Annotated in this window: 14 protein-coding genes; 1 reads left to right on the top strand and 13 read right to left on the bottom strand. The window is 72.9% G+C overall.

Annotation, left to right across the window (positions count from 1 at the left end; translation table 11 throughout):
- From QOZ89_RS29925 to QOZ89_RS29895, 7 genes are all read right to left on the bottom strand, one after another.
- Nucleotides 1–234 carry an RNA-binding protein gene (locus tag QOZ89_RS29925; protein ID WP_071050567.1) on the bottom strand — a complete coding sequence of 78 codons (234 nt, stop codon included), beginning with the start codon at nucleotides 232–234 and terminating at the stop codon, nucleotides 1–3.
- On the bottom strand, nucleotides 235–660 hold the full coding sequence (rpsP, locus tag QOZ89_RS29920; RefSeq protein ID WP_071050568.1) for a 30S ribosomal protein S16: 426 nt from the start codon (nucleotides 658–660) through the stop codon (nucleotides 235–237).
- A 317-nt stretch (nucleotides 661–977) separates the two neighbouring features.
- Entirely contained in the window at nucleotides 978–2,549 is a 1,572-nt protein-coding gene (gene ffh / locus QOZ89_RS29915) for a signal recognition particle protein (RefSeq protein WP_071050569.1), read from the bottom strand.
- An 868-nt stretch (nucleotides 2,550–3,417) separates the two neighbouring features.
- A complete protein-coding gene (gene ftsY, locus QOZ89_RS29910; protein ID WP_071050570.1) occupies nucleotides 3,418–4,587 on the bottom strand; it encodes a signal recognition particle-docking protein FtsY in 1,170 nt (389 codons plus the stop codon).
- Between the two features lie 422 nt (nucleotides 4,588–5,009).
- Nucleotides 5,010–8,723: a chromosome segregation SMC family protein gene (locus QOZ89_RS29905; RefSeq protein ID WP_071050571.1), complete on the bottom strand. Its 3,714-nt coding sequence runs from the start codon at nucleotides 8,721–8,723 to the stop codon at nucleotides 5,010–5,012.
- A gap of 1,178 nt (nucleotides 8,724–9,901) precedes the next feature.
- On the bottom strand, nucleotides 9,902–10,096 hold the full coding sequence (locus QOZ89_RS29900; RefSeq protein ID WP_071050572.1) for a hypothetical protein: 195 nt from the start codon (nucleotides 10,094–10,096) through the stop codon (nucleotides 9,902–9,904).
- A gap of 316 nt (nucleotides 10,097–10,412) precedes the next feature.
- Nucleotides 10,413–10,679 (bottom strand): acylphosphatase, encoded by a 267-nt coding sequence (locus tag QOZ89_RS29895; protein ID WP_071050643.1) that lies wholly within the window; start codon nucleotides 10,677–10,679, stop codon nucleotides 10,413–10,415.
- Between the two features lie 124 nt (nucleotides 10,680–10,803).
- Between QOZ89_RS29895 and QOZ89_RS29890 the strand changes: the two genes are divergently transcribed.
- Entirely contained in the window at nucleotides 10,804–11,112 is a 309-nt protein-coding gene (locus QOZ89_RS29890) for a hypothetical protein (protein ID WP_071050573.1), read from the top strand.
- Nucleotides 11,113–11,158: 46 nt separating this feature from the next.
- Here QOZ89_RS29890 and QOZ89_RS29885 read toward each other — a convergent pair whose 3' ends face one another.
- The 6 genes from QOZ89_RS29885 to QOZ89_RS29860 all read right to left on the bottom strand — a co-directional run bounded on the left by QOZ89_RS29885 (nucleotide 11,159) and on the right by QOZ89_RS29860 (nucleotide 16,140).
- On the bottom strand, nucleotides 11,159–11,902 hold the full coding sequence (locus QOZ89_RS29885; RefSeq protein ID WP_071050574.1) for a DUF2786 domain-containing protein: 744 nt from the start codon (nucleotides 11,900–11,902) through the stop codon (nucleotides 11,159–11,161).
- 450 nt (nucleotides 11,903–12,352) lie between these two features.
- Entirely contained in the window at nucleotides 12,353–13,273 is a 921-nt protein-coding gene (gene mutM, locus QOZ89_RS29880) for a bifunctional DNA-formamidopyrimidine glycosylase/DNA-(apurinic or apyrimidinic site) lyase (protein WP_071050575.1), read from the bottom strand.
- A 3-nt stretch (nucleotides 13,274–13,276) separates the two neighbouring features.
- The gene (rnc, locus tag QOZ89_RS29875; RefSeq protein ID WP_071050576.1) at nucleotides 13,277–14,155 is read right to left on the bottom strand and encodes a ribonuclease III; all 879 of its coding nucleotides are present in this window, start codon (nucleotides 14,153–14,155) and stop codon (nucleotides 13,277–13,279) included.
- A gap of 167 nt (nucleotides 14,156–14,322) precedes the next feature.
- On the bottom strand, nucleotides 14,323–15,357 hold the full coding sequence (locus QOZ89_RS29870) for a phosphate starvation-inducible protein PhoH (protein WP_071050577.1): 1,035 nt from the start codon (nucleotides 15,355–15,357) through the stop codon (nucleotides 14,323–14,325).
- Nucleotides 15,358–15,364: 7 nt separating this feature from the next.
- Entirely contained in the window at nucleotides 15,365–15,535 is a 171-nt protein-coding gene (gene rpmF, locus QOZ89_RS29865; RefSeq protein WP_071050578.1) for a 50S ribosomal protein L32, read from the bottom strand.
- Complete coding sequence (locus QOZ89_RS29860) at nucleotides 15,535–16,140, bottom strand: YceD family protein (protein ID WP_071050579.1); 606 nt, start codon at nucleotides 16,138–16,140, stop codon at nucleotides 15,535–15,537. Before QOZ89_RS29860 ends, rpmF begins: the two co-directional genes overlap by 1 nt.
- Between the last annotated feature and the right edge of the window lie 184 nt (nucleotides 16,141–16,324).

The following is a 16,324-nucleotide window of genomic DNA, read 5'->3' as shown; positions in this document are numbered from 1 at the left end:
TCACCGGTCGACGTCGACGACGTCGACACGCAGCCCGCGACCGCCGACGCCGGCCATGACGGTACGCAACGCCTTGGCGGTCCGGCCACGCCGACCGATCACTTTCCCGAGGTCGTCGGGATGCACCCGGACCTCGAGGGTGCGGCCGCGTCGGTTCGACAGCAGGTCCACTCGGACGTCCTCCGGGTGGTCGACGATCCCTCGAACGAGGTGTTCGAGCGCCGATTCGAGCACCTACTGCCCCGCGGCCGGCGTCTCGTCGCCTTCGGCGGCGGGCTTGCTCTTCTTCTTCGGCGTGGTGGCCGGCTTCTCCTCGAGACCGGCGGCCTCGCGCGCCGCGGCCTGGAAGACCTCGCGCCGGTCGACCTTGGGAGCCGCGACCTTCATCGGCTCGGGCGCCGGCAGGCCCTTGAACTTCTGCCAGTCACCGGTGACCTTGAGCAGGACAAGCACCGGGTCGGTCGGCTGCGCGCCGACGGACAGCCAATGGGCGGCCCGCTCGCCATCCACGATGATGGTGCTGGGGTCGTCCTTCGGGTGGTACTGGCCGATGGCCTCGATGACCCGGCCGTCCCGCTTGGTGCGGGCGTCGGCGACGACGATGCGGTAGTGCGGCTCACGCATCTTGCCGGTGCGCTGCAGCTTGATCTTGGTTGCCACGGTTGTTGAAAAGCTCCATTGCTTGAGGGCCACGCGGAGGCGCGGCACCGGGGTGGGGGGATGATCCTCCCCCGAAGTCTGCGTACTGGCCCGCCGGCCCGTCACGTCGACGCTGATGGGCGTGGGCTCGTGCGCCCCTACAGTTTGCCAGATCGTCTCCGCGGCTGGACGCCCGCCACCCGTCACGACCGACCCGGCCGGCTTCCCGGCCCGGAAGGCGTAGGCCCAGCCATGCGGACCGATCCCTGACAGCGTATGCCGGGCGCCGAGCCCTGAGCCCGCCGAACCCTGAGCCGGTGGCACCGAGCGCGGCCGTCCTAGCGACCGCGGCGTCCGGGCTGGTTGAAGGCGCCGGGCTTGAGCAGGGCGGACAGGTCGACGTCCCCCACCCCCGCGGGCGGCATGCCGCCCGGCAGTCCGTCGACGCCGGGGGGCCCGCTCACGCGACCGCCGCCGGCCTGCTTGGACTTGGCCTGTGCCGCCTGCGCGGCGCGCGCCGCGGGGTTGCCCTTCTTGCTTGCGCCCTTGCCCTTCTTCGGCGCCTTACGAGCCTGTGCCGCCTTCCCCCGCCCCATTCCCGGGATGCCAGCGCCGTTCGCGAGCTGACGCATCATCTTGCGCGCCTCGCCGAACCGGTCCAGCAGCTGGTTGACCTCGGTGACAGTGACCCCGGATCCTCGGGCCACCCGCTCCTTGCGGCTCTTCTGCAGGATGCTCGGGTCGCTCCGCTCGCCCGGCGTCATCGACCGGATGATCGCGACGACCCGGTCGACGTCCCGATCGTCGATCTGGGACAGCTGATCCTTCATCTGGCCCATGCCGGGCAGCATTCCGAGCAGGTTGCCGATCGGCCCCAGCCGGCGGACGGCCAGCATCTGGTTGAGGAAGTCCTCGAGGGTGAACTCCGACGCGGCCATCTTCCGCGCCATCTCTTCGGCCTCGTCCTGATCGAAGGCCTGCTCGGCCTGCTCGATCAGGGTGAGGACGTCACCCATGCCCAGGATGCGCGACGCCATCCGCTCCGGGTGGAAGACGTCGAAGTCCGCGAGCGCCTCGCCGGTGGACGCGAACATGATCGGCCGACCGGTGACGTGCGCGACCGACAGCGCGGCGCCGCCGCGGGCATCACCGTCGAGCTTCGTGAGCACGACACCGCTGAAGCCGACTCCGTCGAGGAACGCCAGCGCCGTGGTGACGGCGTCCTGGCCGACCATCGCGTCGACGACGAAGAGGATCTCGTCCGGGTCGACGGCGTCGCGGATGTCGGCCGCCTGTCGCATCATCTCCTCGTCGATGCCGAGGCGGCCGGCGGTGTCGACGACGACCACGTCGTGGACCTGCCGGCGGGCGTGGGCGATGGCGTCGCGGGCGACCGCGACCGGGTCACCGACACCGTTGCCCGGCTCGGGGGCGAACACCTCGACGCCAGCCCTCGACCCGACGACCTGCAGCTGGTTCACCGCGTTCGGGCGCTGCAGGTCGGCGGCCACCAGCAGCGGCGTGTGCCCCTGCTTCTTCAGCCACGTGCCGAGCTTGCCGGCGAGCGTCGTCTTACCAGTGCCCTGCAGACCGGCGAGCAGAATCACCGTCGGCGGCGTCTTGGCCATCCGCAGCGTCGTGGTGCCGCCGCCGAGGATGCCGACGAGCTCCTCGTTGACGATCTTGATGACCTGCTGGGCCGGGTTCAGCGCCTGGCTGACCGCGACACCGCGGGCACGCTCCTTGACCGCCGCGACGAACGCGCGGACGACCGGTAGCGCGACGTCGGCCTCGAGCAGCGCGACCCGGATCTCCCGCGCGGTGGCGTCGATGTCCGCCTCGGACAGCCGACCCCGGCCGCGCAGCGACTTGAAGACCGTGTCGAGCCGGCTGGACAGGGTGTCGAACACGCGCACTCTCCGGGATCGCTGGCCTGTGGTGGGAGGGGCCCGTCCGCGCGGCCACCGGCCGGCCCGACCACCCCGACGAGCCGCCGACCGCCACCACATCGGGCGAACGCGACTCGGCGGAAGAATCGCTTACCACGCCCCGGGCAGCATTGGAACGGACAGTCCTAGGGTACGCATTCGGACCGGCCCCCGCCCCAAGGGTGAACCCAAACGCCGTCGCATCGTCATAGGCCTCGATCCGGAACCACGTGTGAGCAGAGTCCTGCCGGATCGGCGACAGGGTCCCTACCGGATCCGGGTCCCTGCCCGATTGGCGACAGGGTCCCTGCCGGATCGCGAAGCCGGGGTTCCTGCCGGATCGCGAAGCGATCTGGGAGGTCTGCTGGGAGGTCTGCTGGGAGGTAAGCGATCGGGGAGGTCTGGGAGCCGATCTGGGAGGTTAGCGATCTGGGGAGGTCAGGCTCAGCGCCCGCCCGCCAGGCTGGCGCGAAGCGCCAAGCCGCGGCGCCAGCCGGTCCGGCGAGGCATGCCGCACGGACTCGGGCAGGCGATGACCGCCAGCCGGGTCCGCCCTCTCCGTTGAGGAGGGCGGGACACCTCGCCGGACGCTGGCTTCCCCGGCCGGACCTCGCCAGTGGGGACCCTCGCGGACGTGCGTGGCGCGGTCAGCGGGCCAAAGAAGACCGCCCGAAGATGCTAGATCGAGCCCGGGGCCGAAATAAAGACCTGGGGGCAACTTGGTGTGTCTCAGGCCACATCCGGACTTCGCGGCCGCCCCCGCCACCCTGTGGGCTCATCGGCCGGCAGCGGAGAACCGACACGAAAGACACCATCCGGCCGGCCGGCCTACGAGGCCGCGCGAGGCAGGTCAGCCGACGGGGTCACCGAGCAGGGCGTCGACGAAGCCCTCGGGCTCAAACGGCGCGAGGTCGTCGGGACCCTCACCCAGGCCGACCAGCTTGACCGGGACGCCCAGCTCGCGCTGGACGGCGATGACGATCCCCCCCTTGGCGGTGCCGTCCAGCTTGGTGAGGGCGACGCCGGTGATGTCGACGGCCTCGGCGAAGACCCGCGCCTGGGTGAGGGCGTTCTGGCCGGTCGTCGCGTCCAGCACGAGGATCACCTCGTCGACCGGGCTCTGCTTGACGACGACCCTTTTGATCTTAGAAAGCTCGTCCATCAGGCCCACCTTGGTGTGCAGGCGGCCGGCTGTGTCGATCACGACGGTATCGACGCCGTCCACGATGCCCTGCTTCACCGCCTCGAAGGCGACCGACGCCGGGTCCGCGCCCTCCGGCCCGCGGACGGTGACCGCTCCGACCCGGCCGCCCCAGGTCTCCAGCTGGTCGGCGGCGGCGGCGCGGAACGTGTCCGCAGCCCCGAGCACGACCGACCGGCCGTCGGCCACCAGCAGCCGCGCGATCTTGCCGCAGGTGGTCGTCTTACCGGTGCCGTTGACGCCGACGACCAGCATGACCGCGGGTCGATCCTCGGCCGAGACGCGCAGCGACCGGTCGGCGGTGGTGCCGATCTGGGCGAGCAGCTCGTCGCGCAGCATCTCCCGCACGTCGTTGTAGCTACGGGCCCCGAGCACGGCGGTGCGCTCCCGCAGCGCCGTGACGAGCTCGCCGGTCGCGCCGACGCCCACGTCGGCGAGCAGCAGCGTCGACTCGACGTCCTCCCAGTCGTCGTCGGAGAGCTCGTCGCCGGACAGCAGTGACAGCAGGCCGCGGCCGAGCGACGACTGCGAGCGGGCCAGCCGGGCGCGCAGCCGGACGAGCCGGCCCACCGCCGGCGCCGGCACCTCGAGGCCGGGCGGTTCAGCCACCTCGGCTGGCGCGCCCGCCTCGGCCTCCTGCGCGCGAGGTGGTGCCTCCAGCGTGCCGACACCGCCGGCCGGCGCGGTCCCGGTCAGCTCCTCGGCGCCGGAGCGGGCCCGCGGCAGCCGGGGCCGGCGGCGCACGGCGTTGCCAACGAGCGCGCCGGCCGCGACCACCAGCACGACGGCGACCACGACGATGATGTACAGGTACTCCACGCTTCGATCCTTCCAGCCCTCGCGAGTCGAGGTCGTCCCGCCCCAAGCACCGCCATGGCCACAGCGCCTGCATCACGCCAACACAGCCACCTCAGTAGGTGCGATGCCGCTCCGACGAGCAAGGCGCACACCTTCCAGCCCGGCGAGCCGAGGTCGTCCCGCCCCAAGCACCGCCATGGCCAAAGCACCTGCACCCGCCAGCCCAACCTCAGTAGGTGCGATATCGCTCCGACGAGCAAGGCGCGCAACCCAGCCACAGATGGTGACGGCGCATCAGCGCGGCGCCAAGCCAGCCACCTCGTCAGCCCGGGATCGGCCCCACCACCGCCATAAGCCAGGGCCCGGAACCACGTGGGGAGGGCGCTCTGCGCCCGACAGGCTGCGCCCGGCGGCGGGCGCGGAGCGTCCGCCGCGGGACAGCCTCAGGCGGAGGCCCGCTCGCGCAGCCGCTGGCTGATCACCGTGGTCACACCGTCACCGCGCATCGAGACTCCGTACAACGCGTCGGCGATCTCCATGGTGCGTTTCTGGTGCGTAATGATGATCAGCTGCGACTTCTGCCTGAGCCCCTCGACGGCGTTCAGCAGGCGGCCGAGGTTGCGGTCGTCGAGCGCCGCCTCGACCTCGTCGAGGACGTAGAACGGCGACGGCCGGGCCCGGAAGATCGCCAACAGCATCGCGAGGGCGGTCAGCGAGCGCTCGCCGCCGGACAGCAGTGACAGCCGCTTGACCTTCTTGCCCGGCGGGCGGGCCTCCACCTCGATTCCGGTCGTGAGCATGTCCTCGGGGTCGGTGAGCACGAGCCGGCCCTCGCCGCCGGGGAACAGCGTGTCGAAGACGATCTCGAACTCGCGGGCGGTGTCCTGGAACGCGGCGGCGAACACCTCGCGGACCCGGGAGTCGACCTCCTCGACGACGAGCAACAGGTCGCGCCGGGTGTTCTTGATGTCGTCGAGCTGCGCGGACAGGAACGCGGCCCGCTCCTGCAGGGCCTCGAACTCCTCGAGGGCGAGCGGGTTGATCTTCCCAAGCCGAACCAGCTGCTTCTCCGCGGTGGCGAGCCTCGCGGTCTGCTCGGCGCGGTCGAAGGGCCGCTCCTTGCCGCCCTCCTCGTCCGGCGGTACCGGCAGCGCGGGGCCGTACTCGGTGACCAGGTCGTCGGCGGCGATGCCGTGCTCCTCCAGCGCCTTGGCCTCGAGCGCCTCGGACCGCAGCCGCTTGGCCTCCCGGGCCAGCTCGTCCCGGTGAGCCTCGTCGCGCAGCGCGGACAGTGCCGCGGCGTAGGCGCGCACCCGGTCGCGCACTCCGGCGAGCTCGGTGTCGGTCGCCCGGCGGGCGGTCTCCGCCTGCTCCCGCTCAGCCGCCGCGGCGGCCAGCGAGGTCTCGCAGGCGGCGAGCGCCTGATCGGCCGCGGCCGCGACGGCGGCGGCGATCTTCGCCTGCCGCTCGCGCAGCGCCCGGGTGCGGGCGGCCGCGGCGCGGGCGGCGCGTTCCTGGGCGGCCTGGCGCAGCAGGGCGTCGGCCCGCCCGGCGAGCCCGCGGGCGCGCTCCTCGCTGGTGCGCACCGCGAGCCTGGCCTCGACCTCCTCGCCCCGGACCGCGGCCGTGGCGGCGACGAGCCGGTCGCGCTCCTCGGCCGACCGCTCGTCGACGTCCAGCTCGTCGTCGCTCGCCGCGAGTGCCGCCTCGAGCTCGGCGAGCGCGCCGTAGGTCTGGTCGCGCGTCGCCTCGGCGGCGAGCCGGCCGCGTTCCAACCGGCTGATCTCCCCGGCGACGGAGCCCCTGCCCCGGTCCAGCTGGGCGAGCTGGTCGGTCAGCGCCCGGTGGCGGGCGCCGGCGGCGGAGCGGTCGGCGTTGGCCGCGTCGATCGCGGCCCTGGTCCTGGCGACCTCCTCGCGGGCGGGCTCCATGGCGGTGCGCGACGCCTCAGCCCGCGCCTCGGCGGTGGCCATCGCGACCGCGGCCTCCTCCGCGGCGGCGGCGAGCTCGAGCAGCGAGGGCGCGTGCGCGCTGCCGCCGACCGCGGCCGGCGGGCCAAGGGTGTCGCCATCGCGGGTCACCAGCCGAAGCCCGGGCCGGGCCGCGGCGAGCCTGGCGGCGCCGGCCAGGTCGTCGACGACGACGACCCCGCCGAGGATGGCGGCCACGGCCGGCGCGAACCGCTGGTCGACGACCCGCACGAGCTCCAGCGCCGGCACGGCCTCGGCAGGCAGGCCGTCGGCGAGCTCGCCGGCGGCCGGCGGGGCGGGCGGCGGAAACGCGGGGACGAAGGCGGCCCGGCCGGCCTCGGCGGTCCGCAGCCAGCTCAGGGCGGTGACCACGTCGTCGACGGACCCGACGGCGAGCGCGTCGGCGGCCGGCCCCAGGGCGGCGGCGATCGCCACCTCCGCGCCCGGCGTGACCGCGAGGATGTTCACCAACCGCCCGAAGATCTGGATCGGGGTCCGCGGCGGTTCGAACACCCGCGCGGGCTCGGCTGGTCGCCCCTGCTTGCCCTTGCCAGCCGCTCTGCCCCCGCCGGCTCGCCCGCCACCCGTGCCTCCGGGCTCGGATCCACCGGTCTGGGAGGAAGCCCGCGCCTGGCCGCCGCCTCGCTCGTCCGTGGCGTCGCCGGTGGCCGTGAGCAGCGCGGCGGCGCCGTCGGCCGGGGCCAGCGACAGCGAGAGCGCGTCCCGGCGGGCGGCGGCCGACGCGCGGTCCCGGTCGGCGCCGCGCTCCTGGGTCCGCAGCGCCTCCAGCCGCTCGGTCGCCGCGGTGTGCAGGGCGATGGCCGACTCGTGCCGGCCGGCCAGTTCGTCCCGCTCCGTCTCGATCCTGGCGAGCTCTGTGTCGAGCGCCTCACGCGAGCCGCTGGCCTCGGCGTCGCGGGCCTGAGCCGCGTCGAGCGCCTCGGTAAGCCGGACGATGTCGGACTCCGCCGCCGCCGCGCGGGAGCGGGCCGTCTCGACCTTGCCCGCGAGCCTGGCGATGCCCTCGCGCCGGGCCGCGGCGGCGCGGCTCGCGGTGAGCAGGGCCTGCTCCTCCGCGGCGAGGGCGGCTTCCAGCTCGGCGCGCCGGCTCACGACCTCGGTCAGCGTGTCCCGGTCGCGTTCCAGACGGGCCTGCAGCGCGGCCTCGCGCTCGTGAACGGCCGCCGCCTCCTGCTCCAGTTCCTCGGGGTCGCGCCCGCCCCGGGTGGCCTGGGCGCCGGCTCGCAGCAGCCGGGCGCGCTCGGTGGCCAGCTGGCCGGTGCCCCGCAGCCGCTCGCGCACCGACGAGAGGGCGTACCAGGTCTCCTGGGCGGCGGCGGCGCGGGGGACGATCCGGGCGAGCTCGGCCTCGAGCGCCTGCTCCCGCTCGGCGGCGGCGGCGTGGGCGCCCTCGGTCTCGGCAAGCTTGGCCCGGACGGTCTCCTCGTCGGCGATGTCGGCGGCGAGCTCCGTCCGCGCGGTGACCAGGTCGTCGGCGAGCAGCCGCAGCCGCGCGTCGCGCAGCGTCGCCTGGATGACGCCAGCCTTGCGGGCGATCTCGGCCTGCCGGCCCAGCGGGCCCAGTTGGCGGCGCAGCTCGGCGGACAGGTCGGTCAGCCGGGTGAGGTTGGCGGCCATCGCCTCCAGCTTGCGAAGCGCCTTCTCCTTGCGCTTGCGGTGTTTGAGGACGCCCGCGGCCTCCTCGATGAACGCCCGGCGCTCCTCGGGGCTCGCGTGCAGCACGGCGTCCAGCTGCCCCTGTCCGACGATCACGTGCAGCTCGCGGCCGATCCCGGAGTCGCTCATGAGCTCCTGGATGTCCAGCAGCCGGCAGGAGGTGCCATTGATCGTGTACTCGCTCTGGCCGCTGCGGAACATCAGCCGCCCGACCGTGACCTCGCTGTACTCGATGGGCAGCGCGCCATCGGAGTTGTCGATCGTCAGCAACACCTCGGCGCGGCCCAGCGGCGGCCGCGACGGCGTCCCGGCGAAGATGACGTCGGACATCGTGCCGCCACGCAGCGCCTTCGCGCCCTGCTCCCCGAGTACCCAGGCCATCGCGTCGACGACGTTGCTCTTGCCCGAGCCGTTGGGCCCGACGACACAGGTGATCCCCGGCTCGAGGCGCAGCGTCGTCGAGCTCGCGAAGGACTTGAAGCCCCGCAGTGTCAGGCTCTTGAGGTACACCGGTCTCCGCAGCGATGGGGCGGTCGTGGTCGGGCCCGAAGGTCGCCCTCCGGATGAGCGCCGCGGTGCGCCGGAAACCGGACCGACGATCTTCGCCGCGACCGGCCGCCGATCAGGATGCCGATCAAGGACCATGGGCGCCGGCACCGCGGCCGGCCCGCATCCGGGCCGCCGCCAACGATATCCGCCAACTCACTGTCACGAACAGGACACGCCACTGTGCGCACGGAGTGGCCAGAACGCGATAGTCTGCCCGGCACCATCAGACTCACGCCGGGACACCAAGATCCGTAGATCACGGACATGCGTGCCCCACGCGGCCATCAACCACAGCGCGATCCCGCTCGGCCGGCCGTCGGCAACCTGGCACGACCCCGCCGAACCGGCCCGGGCCCGTCGCCAGGGTTGTCGGACACGTGGGTGTGCATGGTTGGAACGACAGGAGTAGGCACCCCACGAGAAGGGCAGCACTGACCCGAGGCGGGTGACCCGCCCGGCGACGCCGTCCAGCGGCCCGCGATGCGACGGCGATCTCCGGACCCGGAGAGCTCGTCGAGCCACGGAGCGGCTACGACAGCCACGAGAGCACGCGAACCGGTGGGCACGGACCGGACCCTCGTCGACATACCGCGGGGAGGCTCACAAGGAAACCACTCCCAAACCGACGGCCACGAGGCAGGCCGGAAGCCGAAGCGCCACGACGACATCCCGCCGGAGCGGACAGGCCAATGGGGACGTACCGGCCGGAAGCCCCAGAGGACCTCACCGACCAAGCACGATCACCGGGCCCACGGCAGCCGCGAACGCCCCGCAGGTGCGCCCACAAAACCGAGACGCCGCCGTCGGATCTTCACCCGACGAGGCGCGACGGCGAGCAGAACGGACAACTCCAGACCCGTACACCCACGCCACGGCGAGACCGTCGGGCCACGAGCGAGCGGGTGGCGGAGCCGATCTCCGGCCGACCCTGGGCACACGTAACGTCGCCCGAGGGTCGATCGACAAGATCGTTGGTCCGGGTAGCCAGCTCCGAGAACCGTCCGGGCGTTCGAGGATCCTTCAGCGATCCGAGAACAGACCGAGTGAGACTCGGCCTGAGGGTTCCAGGAGGCGGCCCCCAGCGAGACGTCTGACCCGACGCCTGGCGAAGCCGCTCGAAAGGCGGCTAAGAGGTCAGGTCAGGTCAGGGCCGGTTCGACGTCCAGCTCGCGGACGTCCTCAGGGACGTCAACGCCGACGAGCGCGTCGTTGACGTCACGCGTCCGGGCGAGCTCAGCCTCGAGCTCGGCTACGCGGGCACGCAGCCGACGTACCTCGTACGAAAGCCGGAGGTCGTTGCCGGAACCGACGTGGCCGAAAAGGGCCTTCGCCATGGTGATGGTCCTCCACGATGAGTGACCTTGCGGGATGCTGGGCGCGACAAAGCCCGGGACGAAGCCGGTAGACTCGTCCCTCCAACCACTGGTGTTACTCCAGCCGCTGGTCTACTCCGGCCAGCGTGCGTGACCTTGCGCCACGCACGTAGACGGAGTCCGCCCCAAAGAATGACCTAAGGTTCCCACACCCGGTCACCGAAAGTCAAGAGCATGCCACATGGCAGGGCATCCGTCCCTGAAACACGGGAATCTTGAGCCTCGTTTTGACCCGGCCGTCAGGCCTGTCTGTCCAGGTCAACGGGGTGCCGACGGCTCAGCGGCGCACAAACCCAGTCATGCCGCCTATCGCGGCACCGATCGTGTGTTCTACCCGATCGGTCCGCCCGGGGGTATGGCCGGTTACAAGGAGTTCCAGCAGCGCCTCGCAGGCGTCCGCCGGCCCCTCAGCCACGACATCGACTCCGCTGTCCGCGCGGTTGGTCGCCGAGCCCACCAGGCCGAGGCGGCGGCCCTTTGTGCGTACGTAGTCCCGGAATCCGACACCCTGCACCAGGCCGAACACGGTGGCGGTCAGCCGCACGCGTGCGCCCGCGTCGGCCGTCTCCCGCGCCTGGTCACCGCCGGTGTTCGCCGGTCCACCGGGCTCGACCGGCGGCCACTTCTGAGGAAGGTCATTCATCGGCACGGTAGGCTACTGAGCCATCGTGAACACGACATCTCTCCTCCTCAGCAGCCTGGCCCGGCGTGCCGCCCGGCCTGGCCGAAGCGCCGCGGTGGCGGCCATCGCAGTCGGGGCCGTCAGCTGCTCGATGCTGCTCGCCGGCTGTGGCCAGAACTTCCAACAGGACGGCGGCTCCGTGCCGGTGCCACGAGCCACGATCGTGGACGGGCCCAGCGCGACCCCGTTCGGCAACCCGAACGCGGTACCCGCGCCGAGCGACGGCTACGCGCCCCCGCGCACGGCCGGCCCGACCCAGACCGCCGCCCCGAACCTCCCTGGCGGCAAGCTCTAAGATCTCCCGATTCCGGGCGATCCCACTGTCCCGTTGGACGCTTGCCTCAACCGAGGGCACGACGGGCGGTTGGCGTCTCGACCCGGCCCTGGGTGCCGAGGTCGGCGCGCTGGCCGGCGCTGTAACCGGCATGGCCGCCGGAGCCGGACAGCTGACGTCCACGCGCCGCCCGCAGCTGCGGATAGACGCTCGCCAGGTGCGCCTCGACCCGGGAGGAGCGGTCGGCGAGCACAAGTGCCACCGAGGCCCCAGAGCCGGACTTTCCGGTTTCCGGCTCGGCCGCGGCCCTGGCGGCCTGTTCCGCGGCCGTCAGCCGCTGCTGCACGGCGACCGCGAACCCCGCCATCCAGGACCGGCGAAACGCCCGTGGGTCCTCCCAGGACGGGGGCACCGCGACAGCGATCCCGTGTGCCTGCTGGACGAGCAGCGAGGTGAACAGCAGCTGCGCCCTGGTGAGATCGGCCTCCATGCCGAACAGGTGCGCGGTGTGGCCGGTGCGCCCCTGCTGCCGCTCGGTGCGGTGCACCAGCCGGCAGCCCAGCGGCGCGACGATGCTGGCCAATAGAGTGATCTTGTCCCGCGCATATGGGGGGTGGATGTCGAGCACCAGGTCGGCGGCGGCGACCTTGCTCGGCCCGGCCTCCTCGAGCAGCGCACGGTCGATGCCGTACTGGGCGATCAGCTCGGCGGCCTTGGCGTTGTAGGTCTCCCTGGCCGCGTCGGTCAGCCCCTCGGCCTCGGCCATCGCGAGCAGTTTGCGTACCCGGCCGAGCAGGGCGTCCGAGTTCATGGGTCGTCTCCTTCGTCGACGCCGAGCACGGTCCATGGGCCAGATCGCGGACCGTCCGCTGACGAGCGGACCGGGTCAGGGTGCGCGGGCGGCATCCCTCGCGGTCCGCTCACGGGTCGTCCGCGACCCGCTGGCACGCCGTCAGGGTCCCCGGCCACCCGACCCGGTGGGCCCCCGGATGCGGCCCCTGAAGGGCGCTCAGGTTCCCGCGGTGCCCGACTCGCCGGGGCGCACCTGGTCAGGCCCAGTGTGGGTGCCGGCATGACCCTACGGACATCGGGGGGTGCACCCCCCGAATCGACACCCCACCGGGACTGGCGAAGAATCGTTGACGGCGCCGAACGCGGCCGGGTTCCTGCCGGCTGGGCCTACTTCGGCTGGACCTACCGGTAGGCCAGCGCACGTTCGCCCAAGCCGGCACGACGGGCGTCGCCACGTCGGGCCGGCGGCCTACCAGCGGCCGCCGCGAGGGCGGGGCTGGCAGGTGGGGCAGGTGAAGCTGGATCTGTTCATGAACGCGTCGCGGCGGATCTGGCTCGCGCACCGCCGGCACGGCGCTCCCTCGCGGCCGTAGGCCGCGAGCTCCCGCTCGAACAGTCCGCTGACACCCTCGGTGGAGACATAAAGCTGGTCGAACGACGTGCCGCCGGCCTCGAGCGCCGCGGTCAGCACGGCACGCACCTCGGCGAGCAGGCCGCGGGCTTCGGACCGTCGCAGGGTGTCGGTCCCCCTCGCGTAGTGCAGTCCGGCTGCCCACAGGGCCTCGTCGGCGTAGATGTTGCCGATGCCGCTGACCAGCCGCTGATCGAGCAGCGCCCGCTTGAGCCCGGTACGGCGAGCCCCGAGCCCGGCCACGAAGGCGTCGTCGTCGAACAGCGGGTCCAGCGGGTCGCGGGCGATGTGGGCGATCGGGTCGGGCAGCGACGCTCCCCCCGCCACGATCGCCATCCCCCCGAACGTCCGCTGGTCGACGAACCGGAGCTCGCGGCCGCCGTCGGTGAAGGTGAAGCGGATCCGCAGGTGGGTCTGGTCCGGCGTGCTCGGCGGCACGACAAGCAGCTGGCCGCTCATGCCGAGATGCCCGAGCAGCGCGTCACCGTCCTCGGCCGGCCGGAGCGGGGCGGGCAACTCGCCGGGCACGCCCGGAGTGTCCAGGTCACCTGGGGCCGCGAGCGCCAGCCACAGGTACTTGCCCCGGCGGCGGGCAGCCGTGATCGTCTGGCCGATGAGCGCCGCCTCGAAGTCGGCGGCGCCCGTCACGTGCCGGCGCACGGCGCGCGGGTGCAGCACACTCACTTTCGCGATCGTGCGGCCGACCACGCCGCGTTCCAGGCCGCGCCGTACCACCTCGACCTCGGGCAGTTCTGGCATGGCTCAGCCCGGCTCCCCCGCGGGCGCGGGAGCAGCAGCCTCGGCGCTGGCCATCCGTGCCAGCGGGTCCGTGAGACCGGCCTCCGGCGGCGTCGGGGACGGGCCGGCCGGGCCGCCGTCGCCTGGCAGGCCCGAAGCATCGGCGGTGGCCGCGGCAACGGAGGTGGCCGGAGCAAGGCCCTGGAGGGCTACGAACGCATGCTCGGCCGCGCGCTGCTCGGCCTCCTTCTTGCTGCCCCCCTCGCCCTCGCCGTAGATCCGGTCGGAGATGCGAGCTCTCGCCCGGAACCTCTTGGCGTGATCCGGGCCGGAGTCGGTGACCACGTAGTCGGGCGGGCCCATCCCCAGTTCGGCGGTGCGCTCCTGCAGGGAGGTCTTCCAGTCGAGGCCCGCGCCGCGGCCGGCCGCCTCGTCGAGGAGCGGGTCGAAGTGGCGGTGCACGAACTCCGAGGCGACCTCGAGCCCGAGCTCCAGGTAGACCGCGCCGATGAGAGCCTCGAGCGTGTCGGCGAGGATGCTCGGCTTGTCCCGGCCCCCCGTGGTCTCCTCGCCCTTGCCGAGCAGCAGATAGGGGCCGATGCCCGCCGGGCCGATGTCGCGGGCGACGGCGGCGAGCGCCCGCATGTTCACCACCGAGGCCCGTTGCTTGGCCAGCGCACCCTCGGCAAGGTCCGGGTGGCGCCGGTAGAGCGCATCGGTGACGACCAGCTGAAGCACGGCGTCGCCGAGAAACTCCAGCCGTTCGTTGGTAGGCAGGTTGCCGTTCTCGTAGGCGTACGACCGGTGGGTGAGCGCCCGGTCGAGCAGCCTGGGGTCGAGGCGCAGGTCGAGCGCGGTGAGCAGCCCCTCACGGCCCTGCGGGACCGTCGCGCCGCGGCTCACCGTCTCTCGGGTTCGCTCCGTCGCCGCACTCCTCGCTCCCCCGGTCGTCGCATCCGCGCCGAACGGGGACCCCTGCTCGCGGCCGTCCTCCGGGGTTCCTGCCGGATCGACGGAGTCGATCTGGGAGGTCCGCCTCGGACGACCACTCCGCTCGCTTGCTCCTGCGCTCACAGCGACAGCCCCGCGATCGCTCTGCGCCGGGCGATCAGGCGGGCGAGCTCGGCGCGGATCTGGGCGACGAGCCCGCCCCGCCATACCGTCGCCGCCGTCGCGAGCGCCGCCGGAATGCCGGTGGAAAGGTCGTCCGGGCCGCCGACGGGGTCGCCCGCCCGCACCGCGACACCGTCCACTCCCAACACGATCGTCCCCCCCTGCAGATCCGCGCCGGCCGGGCTACGCCAGGCCGGGTCGAGCCCCGTCGGCGTCTCCGGGAAGGCAGTCGTTGCCGCCGTCCTGACCGCCCGCAGACATGCCAGCACGACGTCGCCGGTGAACCCGTCGGTCACGACGACGTCGGGACCTTTGCCGGTCACCGTGCCAGCCTGGCCGGTGTCGACCAGCACTCCGGCGTCCACCTGGCCGACGTAGTCGACGCCAAGCGTGCCGAGCAGCCCGTGCGCCGCCCGGCGCATCGTGTCCGGCAGCGCGGGGCGGGCGGCGAGCAAGCCAACCCGCGGCTCACCGGAACCGGCACGCACCCTGGCGTAGGCCGCCCCGGCCAGCGCGAACTGGGCAAGGTCGTCCGCGGCCACGTCGACGGACGCGCCGGCGTCACACAGCACGATGCCTGGCGCGTGACCGACGTCCACGACGGCCGCCAGCGACGCCCTGGTGGCGCCGGGCAGCAGGCCGAAGGTGAACAGCGCCGCCGCGGCGACCGCCTCGGGCGGCGCGACCGAGACCATCGCGTCGGCGCGCCCGTCCCGGACCAGCCGGGCGGCCACGCGCACGCCGCTGTCCCGCCGCGCGCGCACGTCACGGACGGCGTCGGCGCCGGCGGGGATGCCCCGCGCGGCGGTCACCAGGTGGACGCGATCGCCGGTCACAATGCCGCGGCCGGCCAGGTCTTCGGCCGTCGGGCCTGGCGGGACGACGAGCGTGACCACCAGCTCCGGATCGGCATCCAGCGCGGCAGGCAGAGCGTCCAGCACCGATTCCGGTGGGACGCCCTCCCCGAGGAGGTCTACGGCGACGCGGATCACGTCAAGATCAGACGTCGAGCACCTGTCGGTCGTTGTACCGGCCGCAGGTCGGGCAGGCGTTGTGCTGCCGGACCACGTGCCCACGCGGGCAGCGCGACAACGCCGGCAGCGTCGCCTTCCACTGTGCCCGCCGAGACCGGGTGTTGCTGCGCGACATCCGCCGCTTCGGGACGGCCACTAGTCCTTCTCCTTCGTTTCCCGCCCGGCGACGTCGCCGACGGATCCAGCTTGGGTCAATGCCGACAGCGCGGCCCACCGGGGGTCGGCACTGTCGTGGGAGTGGTCTGGGCCGACCTCGTCCAGCCGCGCGCCGCAGTCGACGCACAGGCCAGCGCAGTCGGGGCGGCACAGCGGTGAGAGCGGCAGGTCGAGGACCAGGGCATCCCGCACGACCGGCGCCAGGTCGAGGTGGTCGTCCACGATCACGAGCACGTCCTCGTCCTCGTCGTCGATCTCGGCGGCCCGGTCGGGGTAGTAGAACAGCTCGCGCAGCTCGACGGACACGTGATCGTGCACCTCGTCCAGGCAGCGCGAGCACTCACCGACCAGGTCGGCCGACACCGTTCCGCTGACCAGCACGCCCTCGTGGACGGACTCGAGCCGGAGGTCCAGCTCTACCGGGCCGCCCTGCGGCACTCGCAGTACCGGCGTGCCCAGCTCGTTCGGCGCGAGCGCCCTCGTGACGACAGGCCTCATCGACCCCGGCCGACGGCCCAGCTCACGGGTGTCGAGCACAAAGGGGCCACGGGGGGTCTGACGGCGGGGACGGTGGTGTCCGGTCATCGCTTGTCCGGTCAAGGCTGCGGAGTTCACGGGATCTCATCAAGGTGGTGGTTGCTGGAGCGCATCTGGAAGCCACCGGCTCCAGGCACGGATAACTAGCCTATCCGATCCCAGCTTCCAACCCGGTCCCGGCCAACTCGACGCACCACCTCACCGATGCGAGGGCGCCCCAGCGCCCGGCAGG

It is taken from the genome of Pseudofrankia coriaricola, from assembly GCF_032027725.1.
In the GTDB taxonomy this organism is placed as follows: Bacteria; Actinomycetota; Actinomycetes; order Frankiales; family Frankiaceae; genus Pseudofrankia.
This window is presented reverse-complemented; position numbering and strand designations above follow the sequence as displayed.

Excerpts from the sequence above, each read along its gene's own strand:
- QOZ89_RS29860 (WP_071050579.1), bottom strand. The coding sequence starts at position 16,140 with ATGACCGGACACCACCGTCCCCGCCGTCAGACCCCCCGTGGCCCCTTT.
- QOZ89_RS29900 (WP_071050572.1), bottom strand. The coding sequence starts at position 10,096 with ATGGCGAAGGCCCTTTTCGGCCACGTCGGTTCCGGCAACGACCTCCGG.
- mutM (WP_071050575.1), bottom strand. The coding sequence starts at position 13,273 with ATGCCAGAACTGCCCGAGGTCGAGGTGGTACGGCGCGGCCTGGAACGC.
- QOZ89_RS29885 (WP_071050574.1), bottom strand. The coding sequence starts at position 11,902 with ATGAACTCGGACGCCCTGCTCGGCCGGGTACGCAAACTGCTCGCGATG.